Source organism: Peribacillus sp. NPDC096447, from assembly GCF_044762725.1.
Classification (GTDB): domain Bacteria; phylum Bacillota; class Bacilli; order Bacillales; family DSM-1321; genus Peribacillus.
The window spans coordinates 412,457-426,299 of sequence record NZ_JBIWEV010000002.1 but is presented as its reverse complement, the minus strand read 5'-3'; the positions used below and the strand labels follow the sequence as shown (position 1 = coordinate 426,299).

Here is a 13,843-nt window from a genome sequence, read left to right as displayed (position 1 = left end):
ACGTGATGTGCTAAAGAAAACCCCCATCTTTTTAAAATAGTGTTTTTTTTGGTGACATCCTTCGCTTTTTTCCATAATTTAATAGGAAAGTGAAGGGAAGGGTTATATGGATTCTGACAAGAAGCTGCCTGTGTACCAGCTTTTTATTTCACCAGTTAATTTAATGGAACTTCGCAGAGATATATGGTGCAATGATCCTTTACCGGCAAAGTTAACACTTAACAGAAAAAAACTTGATATTGATATTGTTTACCGTGGCTCACATATCCGTGGTTTTCGCAAAAAATCCTATAATGTAGTCTTTTATAAACCTAATACTTTTAAGAATGCCAAGGAAGTTCATTTAAATGCCGAATATAAAGATAAATCTTTACTAAGAAATAAATTATCTTTAGACTTTTTTGCGGATATAGGAACCTTATCACCGAACTCCCGGTTCGTTTTCCTGAATCTGAACGGAAAAGACGAAGGGATATACCTGGAATTGGAATCGGTGGATGAATATTATTTGAAGAAAAGGGGTCTGCCAAAGGGGGCCATTTTCTATGCAGTGGATGGTGATGCCAATTTCTCATTGATGAGCGATTTGGATAAAGGAATTAAAAAATCATTGGAGATGGGCTATCAAAAAAAATGCGGAACAGCAAAGGATGAATTATATTTACAAGAGCTGATTCTTCAAATCAATACAATTTCAAGAGTGGATTTTGAAAAGGAAATCGCAAAATATGTCGATGTCGAAAAATACCTGCGCTGGCTGGCCGGTGTCATATTCACACAAAACTATGATGGGTTCGTTCATAACTATGCCTTGTATCGAAATGGAGAAACTGGACTCTTTGAAATGATTCCATGGGATTATGATGCGACATGGGGCAGGGATGTTAACGGGAAAGTGATGGAAGAGGATTATGTGGGAATCGAGGGGTTCAATACATTGACTGCTAGAATCCTTGATGTAAGGGGATTTCGTGTCCGATACCAAGAACTTCTTAAGGAGATTTTGAACAATCATTTTAACGTGAACTATATGAAACCTATCATTCAGGAAATGCATGATCAAATAAGACCTTATGTTTCAAAAGATCCATATATCAAGGGGAATATTGTGAAATTTGATAATGAGCCCGAATTCATCCTGAAATTCATTGAGGCCCGTGCAAAGTATATAAATAGCCGGCTGCATAAATTGGAATAATAATTCCTATCCTTTAGTGATGGAACAATGAAAAATATAACAGCAGGAGTGTTGAATGATAAGCATTCCTGCTTTTTTCTGCACGATTCCATTTGCTTTTCTCTACTATTACAGCTATGTTTGATAGAAAGATATAATCTAAAGTAATGAAGGATGGGAATGGATTGACTAATCATAGCCGCAAACCGGCATATATATATACGTTTACATGCACCCCTGACGAACGCTCATTATCTAAAATGGAGATGCGCTCGTTCTTTGGCTTTGAGACTTCAGGGGATATTTTAAAAAGTGATATAGCAATTGAACCGAGCAGGAGCCCTTTCATAAAAGGGCGGGTCGACGTCATGTTTGAAGGGGAAAACATATCCGAAATCGTTGAGCAAGTGAAGGATATTCATTTGCCTGATTCGACGTTCAAAGTATTATTCGTGAAAATTAACGATTTGAATAAAGACGCAAAAATAGATTATGATGGACAGCGTGAAATTGAACGGGAGATTGGCTGGCACATTCAGGGAAATGCCGATGTACGAAATCCTGATCAGGTCTTTGGAATCGTGACCCTTGGCGGACGTTGGTATTTTGGGAAGTATGTCAAACCTGAAGCGGTTTGGTTAAAACATATGAAGAAGCCCCGTGAATATTCAACAGCGCTTAGCACAAGAGTGGCGAGGGCCATTGCCAACATAGCCGTTCCGCATCCGGATGGAGTGAAGGCAATTGATCCATGCTGCGGAATTGGAACGGTATTGGTAGAAGCATTGTCGATGGGGATCAATATTGTCGGCCGGGATATCAATCCGCTTGTTACCGACGGTTCCAGGGAGAACATTGCTTATTTCGGGCTCGAAGGTGATGTAACTACAGGTCCGATTTCGGAGGTCACCAGTAAATATGATGTAGCGATTATCGATATGCCCTACAATTTATATACACATGCGACGCCGGAAGATCAGCTATCGATCCTTAAACATGCCAGGGGCTTTGCTGACAAGGTCGTCGTCGTAACGATCGACACGATGGATCATATGATTGAAGAAGCAGGATTTGAGATCGCCGATCGCTGTGTAGCCAGGAAAGGCATTTTTTCCAGAGAGATTGTAGTGTGTGTGTGAGTTTCATCAGCAAAAAAAGGCTGAAATCTTAAATTGGATATGGACTTACCCCTGTCAATAGACAAATAAAAAAGGCTGTGCTGCCATCTGGCTTCGATATTCAACCGGTGCCAGATGGCGGACAAGCCCCTTTTACAATTAAGTTTCAAAATTGACTAGATTCCGGGTGTAGATGAACTTTCAGGAATTTTTTCATAGTCTGATGGATTAAGATTATGAACCGATCCATCTGTTACCCCATTGATAATACCCATTAGCCCCGTTTCAACCGTTTTTACGAGCTGGCCATTCTCTTTTTGCCCAAAGTTTTGTGTTTGACCACTAACTTCAAATAGAACCGTCCCACTTCCGTTTAAAGCAAACGTCCCTAAAGCAGTTCCTGGCAAGTCAATAGATTGATCGTATAATGAAATATTTGTAAAAACTGAATTCCCTTTTGCTTGCAGTGCATTATACGCAGTAAGTGTCAACTGACGGGAGAAATCATATTTAAAATTATCTGCATACTCTGCATATTTAGCACCTTCTGGAGTGCTTGGGTTAGGAACGAATTTTCCTGATATTGACATAGTTGCACGCTCATCAGTTCCTTCGATATATGGGAACCCCTGGTGATGAAGATCGATAAAAACATCCACTTTCCCGAATTCGGATTTTAACCCTTTATATGTGTCACGTACCGTTTGCGCTTCGGGTGTAATAAACCAGCCCGGCTTTTCAGATGCCCCCGGGAAGTCTTGAGGCTTTGGTACATAATTTAGGTCAGGATTGAAGTCACGATTAACATCAAATCCCGGTTTGCTAGCATAGTCGTCTCCTGATCTGGGAGTAGTGTAATAGTTCCAAGTAGGTTTTACATTAGAAAGTTGGGGGAATTTACCTACAACCTCAGACCATGTCATCTCATTTCCACGACGATCAAGCTCTGAGCCGTCTACGTTCATCATTGGAATAGCAACAATGGTTAGTTCATCAAGCACTTTCTTTACCTCAGGTGAGTTACTTTGACCAAGGTTTTTAAGAATGTTCAATAACGCGACAGTTCCTGTTTTTTCATTTCCATGAATTTCACTTTGAATAAGAACGACTTTGTCACCATGACCGACAGTCACTTTTTGAATGGAACGACCCTGATTCGTTTTTCCGGCCACTTCTACATTGACTTTCCCTGCACTCGCTTGCTCAAGTTGATTTAATTCTTTTACAAGTTCGTCATAATTAAGGAATGCTTCGGTAGAAAGATTAATTCCGCCTGTCGTATTTGGTCCTCTTTCAGCTAAGCTGACATTTGGGCCAAGTAATGCTGCCGCTACTACTGTTGAACTTAAAACCTTTAAAAATTTTCTTTTCACTTTCAATCCCCTATTCTAAAAATATTTAATATTCAGATAATATATTCTTCATTTTCTAATCGTTTTCCTGTTAGATTAATTAAGACACCCAAAAAGGCCTATGTATTTCAGATTCGAGTGATTTGTATATTTTTCCAAAAAAGCAAAATCCCCACTAAGTGGGGACGATTTCAATAAATTTCAGCCTTTTTTGATGTCATTTAGCTTGATAATGAACTACATTTTCAACGAGTTGTTTCGTGACCTTCCCCTGATATTCTAAATAATCCAAATGGCCGATGATTTCTGACATGACGAGCGGGAATTCTGTTATATACTTTTGTTTGTAAAACTCCTTTGCCAGTTCGTTGCCGGTAGAAATTCCGGATTCTATCAGGGCCAGGATCTTTTGTGATTTTCTCTCTATGCTGTTGAGTCTTTTTTCAATCGTATGACCAGGTTGTTCAATGATGTTACCATGACCAGGAAAGAGGAGATTCACCTGTAATGCTAAACATCGTTTTAATGAATTGATATGATCTACAAGAGTCAGCATCCTATTACCGTTTTCATCTGGTTCGATCAAGGCATTGCTTGATATATGTTCAATCAATAAATCACCGGCAAGAAGCCGTTTTCCTTCTTGGTCAAGGAATGCAATTTGATCCGGGGCATGCCCCGGAAATTCGATCACTTCAAAGTTCAGCCATTGTTTTTCCGTGATTGCGATGATGTCACCATTCAGTTTTTGATCTTTATTATTATCGACCGCGTTGAATAGGTAAGCCACTTGTTTATCTCCAAGTTCACCACAGCCCATCTCATGGTAAAGCTGCTTATAAAATTCAATTCTCATACTTAAGAAGTCAGGGTCCCTTTTTAAACGGGGAATCGATTTAGAATGGGCATAAACGGGAATCGGATGGAGTTCGGTAATCCGGTTGACCAAACCAACATGGTCTCCATGGTGATGGGTTAATAAAATTTCCGTGATATCTCCAACGGTAAATCCATTTTCGTTTAATGTTTGCTGCAGTGCATTCCAGCAGACGTCATCATTCATACCTGCATCGACTAATGTTAAAGATTCATCCTGTTTAACTAAATAAAAGTTTATACTTTTTAAAGATAAAGCGCTTGGGGCTATAATTGGATAAATTTTAAATGTTGTATTCGTTTTCATGAACGTCCCATATCCTCCTAAATCGAGATAAACTTCATCTGGAAAATTGCGAAATTACTAATGAACGACTAGATTTAAAGGGTTATTATTCTATGATTAGTTGAATGAACTGAAACTGTCAAGCGGAAGTTTCCAGGCAATCGAGAAATTTATTAGTAAGATTGATTGGAAATGAATGGTCTATTTATCTAGTTTATTTTAAAATTGAATAAACAAGCCAGTAATTTAGCCAATATTCTTTTAATTTTTTATGTAATGAAAACTGAAGGCGATAAAAGGTGCAAAAATGCGTTTCATGGAACGAAGCGGTATAGGAGGTTTATGGTTTGAAGCAAAAAATTTATATTACAAGGAAATTGCCAGAACAAATCATCGAAGGTCTTAGTCAAAGTTATGATGTCAGGATGTGGGATCAAGAGGATATACCGGTCCCTAGAGAAGTCCTTGAAGAAGAAATGAAAGAAGTCGAGGGGCTGCTTTGTTTATTGACGGAACAAATCGATGAGTCACTGATTGAACAGGCGCCTAATCTGAAAATCATCGCCAATATGGCAGTGGGCCATAATAATATTGATGTTCAAAGTGCAACAAAACGGGGCATCATGGTAACGAACACACCAGGGGTTTTAACGGAAACGACAGCTGATTTAACCTTCGGCTTACTGCTTGCAACGGCGAGAAGGATGATGGAGGCTGAAGATTATTTAAGGAGTGGAAAGTGGGAAACCTGGTCGCCGATGCAGCTGACCGGACAAGATGTACACGGTGCGACGCTGGGTATCATCGGGTTAGGCAGGATTGGGGAAGCCCTTGCCAAAAGAGCTAAGGGATTCGATATGAACATAGTTTATTTTAATCGAAGCCGTAAATATGGACAGGAAAAGGAATTAGGAATCGAATATCAGCCTCTTGAAAGATTGCTCCAAATCTCGGATTTCGTTTGTGTCATGCTGCCGCTCACACCGGAAACCACTTACATGATTGGCAAGGAGCAGCTTGAATTAATGAAAGGGACGGCTGTGCTCATAAATACCGCAAGAGGCGGGATTATCGATGAAAAAGCGTTGTACCAGGCGCTGGAAAGTCGAGAGATTTGGGCGGCTGGATTGGATGTATTCGAAGAAGAGCCCGTCCCTGTGGACCACCCGCTGCTAACATTGCCCAATGTGGTTACATTGCCGCATATCGGCAGTGCTAGCATTGCCACAAGATTGAAAATGGCAGCTCTTGCTGTACAAAACTTGATGGAGGGGTTATCTGGTGATACTCCCCGTAATTTAGTAGTGTTGAATAAATCAAAATGACCCTAAAATGGGTTTGGAATGGTCACATCCCGAATCCCTTTCACGATTTTTGGTTATACTCCATGAGTTTTTATTGTTTATATAGGATAAAACCTCACTAGATTGATGAACTTGGCAGACGGTCGGCGGAATGGGAGCAGATTTAATCTGTGGAACTTAAAATAAATGCTTCGGAGTGAGGTAAAGGTCGAAAAAAATCGTGAACGGCCGAAAAGTGCGGTGTAGGTCGGAAAAATATGAGAACGGTCGAATAAAGTGTGGTGTAGGTCGAAAAATATGAGAACGGTCGAATAAAGTGCGGTGTAGGTCGGAAAAATACGTGAACGGCCGAGAAAAAGCTCCGGATAACAAAAAACGTCCGATATAGGTGGTAAAAAGTGCTCCGGCTGAAATCAACTCCAACGTTTTTCAAATAAAAAACGGCAGGCAAACTGACTTTACTTCGAGTTTGCCTACAGTATATTGTGACTCCAAAATGGGGTCATTTTTTATTGAATTTTTTTTAGCTGAAGCTGAAAATAATGCTCAAATGGAGTTGCATCCGAAGGTGGGAATTGTTTTGACCTTCAAAAGTTTTCCTTTATCCTCACATAAATGCTTAATTGAGTGTGAAAGGAAGAAACGAATTCAAGTGAAGCATACTTATCGTAAATTGTGCCGATCTTTTGTAAAATAAAGAAAGTCGAGTTTTATTTAGGAAGTACAATTAGTTGAAAGGTATAGGGGTAATAATGATTGAAATGAAGGAAACGATATCATCAGGCAACGAAATGACTAAATCCAAAAGACTGTTGATGGCTCTTATGCTGGGATCTTTTGCAGCGATTGGACCACTGTCACTTGATATGTATTTACCGGGTCTCCCTACACTGGCAGAGGATCTGAATAGCAGTACGTCTTTAGCGCAGCTGAGCTTGACGGCCTGCTTATTAGGATTGGCTTTGGGCCAAATTTATTTAGGGCCTCTAAGTGATGCGAAAGGAAGGCGGACACCGTTAATCATATCTTTAGCCATCTATTGCATTTCATCTCTGTTATGCGCTTTTGCTCCAACCATTGAATTCCTTTTATTATTACGTTTTATCCAAGGTATTGCGGGAGCGGGAGGCATAGTCATTTCAAGGGCCATAGTTCGTGACCTTTTTTCAGGAACGGATTTGACCAAGTTCTTCTCCATGTTAATGCTGGTGAATGGGGCGGCACCGATATTGGCACCGGTTTTTGGCGGACAACTTTTGCAGTTTACTTCTTGGCGGGGAGTTTTCATTGTCATTTCAGTATTAGGTATCATTATGGTTGCGGCTGCATTTTTTGGGATAAAGGAAACTTTATCGTCTAATCTCAGGAGTGCCGGTGGGTTAAATGATACAATCAGGACTTTTGGGAACTTATTGAAGGATCGTGTGTTTATGGGCTATGCTTTTTCACAAGGATTCATAAGTGCCGCTATGTTCGCTTATATTTCCGGATCGCCTTTTGTTCTCCAGAACATTTATGGGGTTTCCCCACAGACCTTCAGCCTGATATTTGCAATTAACGGGATTGGGATCATCATCGCTTCACAAGTTGCCGGGAAGCTTGCAGGGAAGGTTAAAGAAGAAAAGCTGCTTCAAATGGGATTATGTCTAGCTTTGTTTGGGGGAATATTGCTTCTTGCCTCAGTCCTTCTTGAAATGGGGTTGGCAGGAATTTTGGTCGCTTTATTCCTCTCCGTCTCCAGCGTAGGTATTGTCGGTACAACGAGTTTTTCTTTAGCGATGCAAAATCAGAAAAAAACAGCAGGCAGTGCTTCGGCTTTAATAGGCCTGCTTCCCTTCATATTGGGATCACTAATGGCTCCCCTGGTGGGATTAGGTTCAGGTGAGTCACCCTTGCCGATGGGAATTGTGATGGTAAGCTGTCATGTCATCGCCATGTTCGCTTATTTACTCCTTGCCCGTCGCGGTTTAAGGCGAGTTGCTTAAAAAGGAAAAAAGCTGAAATCCTGATGTGGATTTCAGCTTTTTCCTTTAAGGGAGTAAGTATGAATCATAATAGTGATTCTGCTCCATCGATATAAACTTCCGTGCCCGTAACATGGGAGGACATGTCTGATGCTAGAAACAATACGAGATCACCAGCTTGTTCGGTAGTCCCCGCTTTCCTCGCCAGGGGCTGGGAGCCTTGGGGATATTCAATGGGAATCGTGATTTTTTTTAGGTTTTCATCTTCCGGGAATGTGTTATCGTGAATGTTCGTATCAATCGAGCCGGGACAAATGGTATTTACCCTGATTTTATATCTTGCCAATTCGAGTGCAGCCATTTTTCCGAAAGCGACTTGACCAGCTTTGGATGAACTATAAGCGGAAAAACCAAAATTCTTGAAATATCGGTTTCCATTGATGGAGCTGTTGATTACGATGCTGCCACCCGTTTCCTTCATGTAGGGAATGGCATATTTGATGGTTAGAAAGGTGCCTTTGAGGTTGATGGTATGGGTCTGATCCCAATCTTCTGGCTTTATGTCTTCTATAGGGGCAATCACTCCGTTGATGCCTGCGTTTGCAAATACAAAATCAATTTTCCCAAAATGTTCATAGGCCGTCTTGTAGGCATGTTCAACTTGCTCGGCCTTGGATACATCCGTTTTAATGATTAAAGCCTCTCGACCAAGGTTCTCCACTTCTTCCTTCACTTTTTCGGCATTTTCGACTGTACGGTCAAAAAAGATGATGTTCGCGCCGTTTTCAGCTAGTTTCAGTGCAGCGCCCCGGCCAATTCCCGATCCTCCACCGGTAATGATGGCAACTTTGTTTTTCATTAATTCTGTCATAAACTTCACACGCTCCTTTTTTAAGTCTTCTTTTCCCAATTTGGGAGTATGTAGAAACATCATGGCAGTGGTAATATAGAAAAATTATAAACGAATATTGCCTGAAAAATCCAATTTAAACATTTGCGAGTGTTCATTATACTTTGTTTTTCAATGAAATGTCTGTATATTGAGGACATAATTAAGTTGGCTTGAAAGGGGATAGGACGTTGATAAGATTAGGGGTAATAGGTACAAATTGGATCACGGAACGATTTTTGGAGGCTGCGAAGCATGTAGAGGATTTATCATTAACCGCCGTGTATTCACGTACAGAAGAGAAAGCAAAGGAATTTGCCAATAAATACGAAGTACATACGATTTTTACGAATTTAGAAGCGATGGCTGCCAGCGATGAAATCGACGCTGTATATATAGCAAGCCCTAACTCTCATCATTGCAGGCAAGCCGTGTTGTTTTTACAAAATAAAAAACATGTATTATGTGAAAAACCAATGGCCTCGAATGCGGCAGAAGTAAGGGAAATGATTGAGGCAGCAAAACAAAATGATGTGCTATTGATGGAAGCGATGAAATCGACCATCATGCCGAATTTTGAAAGTATAAAAGGGAATCTGGATAAAATCGGGAAGATAAGGCGTTTCTCGGGAAGCTTTTGCCAATATTCATCACGCTATGATTCATATAAACAAGGGACTGTGCTGAATGCATTCAATCCTGAATTCTCCAGCGGCTCTTTAATGGATCTAGGCATTTACGTCCTCTATCCACTTGTTGTACTGTTCGGTAAACCGAATAAGGTGCAGGCATCAGGAACGATGCTTGAATCAGGAGTTGATGGGCAGGGAACGATTCTGCTTTCCTATGATGAAATGGAGGCAGTCGTCATGTTTTCCAAGATTACTGAATCCAATTTGCCATCGGAAATTCAAGGTGAACTTGGAAGCATCATCATTCAGAAAATTTCAGGACCGCAAGCGGTGAATATTCAGTATCGGGATGGAATCACTGAAAATATTTCTGTTAAACAGGATATGCCTACCATGTATTATGAAGCAAAAGAATTTGTTGATTTGATACAGCAGGGGAAAATGGAATCCGATATAAATTCATATTCGAATTCACTGTTGACTATGGAAATCATGGATGAAGCAAGAAAGCAAATCGGTATCGTCTTTCCTTCAGACCGAGGACATGGCCAATCATGAAGGGGAAAAATGGATGTTACTGATAACCCTTAATTGGGTAGAATTCAGTACAGGGATAATTTTATTGTTGGAGGAATGGACATGAATTGCAAAATAAATCGCAATGCAGCAAAGGTCTTACAAAAAATGCTGAGCACTGAAGAAGCCGAAGGGAAAATGATTCGTGTATATATCACCCATATGCATGGCGATCATGCCCATTATGACATGAAGCTGGATACACCGGCAGAGCATGATGAAATTGTCAAAACAGATAAAGATATCGATATTTTGCTTGATTCACGTGAAGAATTTCTGGATGGTGTCTGGATTAAATATTTTTATGTGCCTGAAGAAGGCTTTGAAATCACGAATCCTTCTAAAGAACCGCACGGACATCATCACCACTAAGAGTTAAGGGGGAGGATTGGCATGAATCAAAAATACGAAAAGATTTTTCAACCATATATATTTCCATCAGGGGTAGAAGTGAAAAATCGTATCATGATGGCTCCTATGACCACTTATTCTTCGGATGATCAAGGCGTTGTAACCGATGATGAACTGGCCTATTACGCTGAAAGAGCGGCTGGTGTAGGTGCGGTGGTCACGGCATGTGCCTATGTATCTGCTGGAGGCAAGGGATTCCCAGGCCAACTTAGTGCAGATGACGATTTCTTTATCCCATCCTTGAGAAAACTAGCCGAAACGATTCAGTCCAACGGCTCAAAAGCGATTCTGCAAATATATCATGGAGGCCGGCAAAGTCCGCCGGAATTATTGCCTGATAACCAACCTGTTTCTGCAAGTGCCATTGCTTCCAGTGAGGAAGCACCTGTACCGCGGGAAATGAGTGAAGTTGAAATACAAGACGTTATTAAGGCATTTGGAGAAGCAACAAGAAGGGCCATCGAAGCAGGATTCGATGGTGTGGAAATCCATGGTGCCAATACGTACTTGCTGCAGCAATTCTTCTCGCCACACTCGAACCGTCGTACGGATAACTGGGGTGGAACACTGGGAAAACGATTGATTTTCCCGCTTACCATTGTGAATGAAGTCGAGAAAACGGTTGCTGAGCATGCGCAAAAGCCGTTTATCATCGGCTACCGCCTTTCTCCTGAAGAAGGCAGCAATCCTGGAATCACATTAGATGATACGATTCAATTCGTCGATAGATTAGCGAATCAAAACCTGGATTATCTACATATATCGGTAGGCCACTTCTGGAATGGCTCATTCCGCGAGAGTGATAGGACAAAGTCGCGCATCGTTAATATTTACGATAAAGTAGGTAATCGTATCCCTGTTGTCGGTGTAGGCTCACTGCAGACACCCGATGAAGTTGCAGAAGCTATGGAAACGGGTGTCCCATTTATCGCCCTTGGCCGTGAACTTCTTATGGAACCGCATTGGATTGAAAAAATCAGGTCTGGAAAAGAAGCGGAAATACGGACTACCCTTTCAAAAAAAGATCAGCATGAACTGGTCATTCCAGATCCGCTTTGGGAAAAGTTGATCGGGATAAAAGGCTGGCTCCCGGTTGTGGAGTGATTGCTAACGCCTTGAATATATGTGTAACCCGTCCTCCAAAGGTGGACGGGTTTTTGCATGTTTTCATATGAAACTATAAATCAATCATCTTCAGCTAGAAAAAGAGAGGTTGATTCAGCAGAATTCTGGATTTAATCATTCCCTGATAGTAAATACTATCTTTAAGGCTTATGTTTTACGTGAATTAAAAATTAATATTTGTGCCAATGAATAAAATGTATTATCATAAATTTAATAAGAGGGTATGAAATGGAGGGTAATAATTGAAGTTTCCACACGATTTTTTATTCGGAGCAGCTTCCGCTTCTTTTCAAATAGAAGGAGCATGGGATGAAGATGGTAAAGGTATAACAAATTGGGATGTCTTCTCAAAGATACCGGGGAAAACATATGAAGGTACAAACGGGGATGTAGCGATAGACCATTATCATCGTTACAAAGAAGATATTAAATTAATGGCAGAGATGGGACTTGAATCATATCGGTTTTCCATTTCATGGGCACGTATTTTGCCAACCGGTGACGGGGAAATCAATGAAAAAGGTTTGGGATTTTATAATAATGTTATTAATGAATGCTTAAAATATGGGATTGTTCCATTTGTTACGCTGTATCATTGGGATTTGCCTTTGACGCTTGAACAAGGTGGGGGATGGACGAATAAGCGAACAGCTGAAGCATTCGTCAAGTATGCGGAGATTTGTTATCGCGCATTCGGAGACCGCGTCAAACATTGGATCACATTTAATGAAACGGTTATGTTTTGCGGTTTAGGGTATCTAAAAGGAGCGCACCCGCCTGGAATCCAAAACGATGAAAATAAATACTTTCAAGCGACACATTACGTTTTTTATGCACATGCCAAAGCGGTAGAGGTATACAAGGCACTGAATCATTACGGTGAAATTGGGATTACCCATGTATTCCTGCCAGCTTATAGTATTGATGACAAACATGAGAATGTATTAGCTGCTAGGCATGCCAATGAATATGAAACTTTTTGGTACTATGACCCAATTTTAAAAGGTGAATATCCAGCTTATGTGGTTGAGCAATTGAAGGAGAAAGGCTGGACACCAAGTTGGACCGAAGAAGAACTTGATACGCTAAAAAGAAATGCGGGGAAAAATGATTTTATTGGACTCAATTATTACCAGCCCATTCGTGTGGAAAAAAATCGGGAAGCCGTTTCAAATATGGAGCATTCAAGAGAAACATCTACTCTAGCTCCAGGAAACCCGTCTTTTGATGGCTTTTATCGGACCGTAAAAATGGAAGATAAAACATATACAAAATGGGGCTGGGAAATCTCACCTCAAGGATTTTTAGATGGGCTTCATATGTTAAAAGAGCGTTATGGTGATATTAAAATGTATGTTACAGAAAACGGACTTGGTGATGAGGATCCGATTATCGATGGTGAAATAGTGGATGTTCCCCGTATTAAATATATTGAGGAACACTTAAAAGTGATTAAGCGGGCAATCAAAGAAGGCATCCATTTAAAAGGATATTACGCATGGTCTGTCATTGATCTATTAAGTTGGTTAAACGGGTATAAGAAGCAATACGGATTTATTTACGTGGATCATCATGATCAGTTAAACCGGAAAAAGAAGCTGTCGTTTCATTGGTATAAGCATATTATCGAGACGAGAGGAAAAGAGCTGTAAACTGAAAGAAAACATATATAGAGCCTTGAGTTTTTATAGAGCATGTTTTGAGCAATCTTTCTCAAAACATGCTTTTTCTATTGGTCATTAAGCAAGTTTTCCGGTATGGGGAATTAGTCCAAAGTTCAAATCTCCTGATTCGTAGTCTGAATCTCCGGCTTCAAATTAACTAGACTGGAAATATGGTCCCGGATTGTAATGTAAATGTAAAAAGATTCAAAAAAATGTAAACAAATGTTAACGTTACTAACAATGTACAGTTTTACGTTTTACTGTATAATGTTGAAGCGTGGTCGAGGCCATGTCAAATAACTTAACATAAGGAGATTACATATGACGATTATTTCTTAGCTTTGAAAAGTCCCCCCGCATGGTTTGTCCCGTTGAAAAAACCTACAATAGTTAGATTAATTTCGATCAAGCAACTCCCTCTAAAATGAAAGAATGTCATTTTTCCTGATGATGGTAGATCCCAACTAAA

General features: G+C 40.4%; 11 protein-coding genes. 8 read left to right on the top strand and 3 right to left on the bottom strand.

The annotated features are described in order from the left end of the window. The first annotated feature begins 106 nt into the window (after nucleotides 1–106). Together ACIQZD_RS08945 and ACIQZD_RS08940 are read left to right on the top strand one after the other, a co-directional pair. The gene (locus ACIQZD_RS08945) at nucleotides 107–1,198 is read left to right on the top strand and encodes a CotH kinase family protein (protein WP_402900927.1); all 1,092 of its coding nucleotides are present in this window, start codon (nucleotides 107–109) and stop codon (nucleotides 1,196–1,198) included. Nucleotides 1,199–1,344: 146 nt separating this feature from the next. Beyond that, a complete protein-coding gene (locus tag ACIQZD_RS08940) occupies nucleotides 1,345–2,316 on the top strand; it encodes a TRM11 family SAM-dependent methyltransferase (protein WP_402900925.1) in 972 nt (323 codons plus the stop codon). Nucleotides 2,317–2,471: 155 nt separating this feature from the next. Here the strand turns inward: ACIQZD_RS08940 and ACIQZD_RS08935 are convergent, their stop codons facing one another. Both ACIQZD_RS08935 and ACIQZD_RS08930 read right to left on the bottom strand, forming a co-directional pair. Continuing rightward, the gene (locus tag ACIQZD_RS08935; RefSeq protein ID WP_402900923.1) at nucleotides 2,472–3,668 is read right to left on the bottom strand and encodes a M14 family zinc carboxypeptidase; all 1,197 of its coding nucleotides are present in this window, start codon (nucleotides 3,666–3,668) and stop codon (nucleotides 2,472–2,474) included. 196 nt (nucleotides 3,669–3,864) lie between these two features. Then, entirely contained in the window at nucleotides 3,865–4,830 is a 966-nt protein-coding gene (locus ACIQZD_RS08930) for an MBL fold metallo-hydrolase (RefSeq protein WP_402900921.1), read from the bottom strand. Between the two features lie 326 nt (nucleotides 4,831–5,156). On the opposite strand from ACIQZD_RS08930, the gene ACIQZD_RS08925 reads away from it, so the two are divergent. Both ACIQZD_RS08925 and ACIQZD_RS08920 read left to right on the top strand, forming a co-directional pair. Beyond that, nucleotides 5,157–6,134 carry a 2-hydroxyacid dehydrogenase gene (locus tag ACIQZD_RS08925; RefSeq protein ID WP_402900919.1) on the top strand — a complete coding sequence of 326 codons (978 nt, stop codon included), beginning with the start codon at nucleotides 5,157–5,159 and terminating at the stop codon, nucleotides 6,132–6,134. A gap of 731 nt (nucleotides 6,135–6,865) precedes the next feature. Continuing rightward, nucleotides 6,866–8,098 (top strand): multidrug effflux MFS transporter, encoded by a 1,233-nt coding sequence (locus ACIQZD_RS08920; protein WP_402900916.1) that lies wholly within the window; start codon nucleotides 6,866–6,868, stop codon nucleotides 8,096–8,098. Between the two features lie 64 nt (nucleotides 8,099–8,162). Here ACIQZD_RS08920 and ACIQZD_RS08915 read toward each other — a convergent pair whose 3' ends face one another. After that, complete coding sequence (locus tag ACIQZD_RS08915; protein WP_350301801.1) at nucleotides 8,163–8,948, bottom strand: SDR family oxidoreductase; 786 nt, start codon at nucleotides 8,946–8,948, stop codon at nucleotides 8,163–8,165. 209 nt (nucleotides 8,949–9,157) lie between these two features. Between ACIQZD_RS08915 and ACIQZD_RS08910 the strand changes: the two genes are divergently transcribed. From ACIQZD_RS08910 to ACIQZD_RS08895, 4 genes are all read left to right on the top strand, one after another. Next, the gene (locus ACIQZD_RS08910) at nucleotides 9,158–10,156 is read left to right on the top strand and encodes a Gfo/Idh/MocA family protein (protein ID WP_402900911.1); all 999 of its coding nucleotides are present in this window, start codon (nucleotides 9,158–9,160) and stop codon (nucleotides 10,154–10,156) included. Nucleotides 10,157–10,237: 81 nt separating this feature from the next. Beyond that, nucleotides 10,238–10,546: an iron-sulfur cluster assembly accessory protein gene (locus ACIQZD_RS08905; RefSeq protein WP_137020368.1), complete on the top strand. Its 309-nt coding sequence runs from the start codon at nucleotides 10,238–10,240 to the stop codon at nucleotides 10,544–10,546. A 21-nt stretch (nucleotides 10,547–10,567) separates the two neighbouring features. After that, complete coding sequence (locus tag ACIQZD_RS08900) at nucleotides 10,568–11,689, top strand: NADH-dependent flavin oxidoreductase (protein WP_402900906.1); 1,122 nt, start codon at nucleotides 10,568–10,570, stop codon at nucleotides 11,687–11,689. A gap of 263 nt (nucleotides 11,690–11,952) precedes the next feature. After that, nucleotides 11,953–13,362: a GH1 family beta-glucosidase gene (locus ACIQZD_RS08895; protein WP_402900903.1), complete on the top strand. Its 1,410-nt coding sequence runs from the start codon at nucleotides 11,953–11,955 to the stop codon at nucleotides 13,360–13,362. Nucleotides 13,363–13,843 lie beyond the last annotated feature (481 nt).

Bases quoted from the DNA above. Each gene is read 5' to 3' on its own strand.
- ACIQZD_RS08945 (WP_402900927.1), top strand. From the start codon at position 107: ATGGATTCTGACAAGAAGCTGCCTGTGTACCAGCTTTTTATTTCACCA.
- ACIQZD_RS08940 (WP_402900925.1), top strand. From the start codon at position 1,345: ATGAAGGATGGGAATGGATTGACTAATCATAGCCGCAAACCGGCATAT.
- ACIQZD_RS08930 (WP_402900921.1), bottom strand. From the start codon at position 4,830: ATGAAAACGAATACAACATTTAAAATTTATCCAATTATAGCCCCAAGC.
- ACIQZD_RS08920 (WP_402900916.1), top strand. From the start codon at position 6,866: ATGATTGAAATGAAGGAAACGATATCATCAGGCAACGAAATGACTAAA.
- ACIQZD_RS08915 (WP_350301801.1), bottom strand. From the start codon at position 8,948: ATGACAGAATTAATGAAAAACAAAGTTGCCATCATTACCGGTGGAGGA.
- ACIQZD_RS08905 (WP_137020368.1), top strand. From the start codon at position 10,238: ATGAATTGCAAAATAAATCGCAATGCAGCAAAGGTCTTACAAAAAATG.
- ACIQZD_RS08900 (WP_402900906.1), top strand. From the start codon at position 10,568: ATGAATCAAAAATACGAAAAGATTTTTCAACCATATATATTTCCATCA.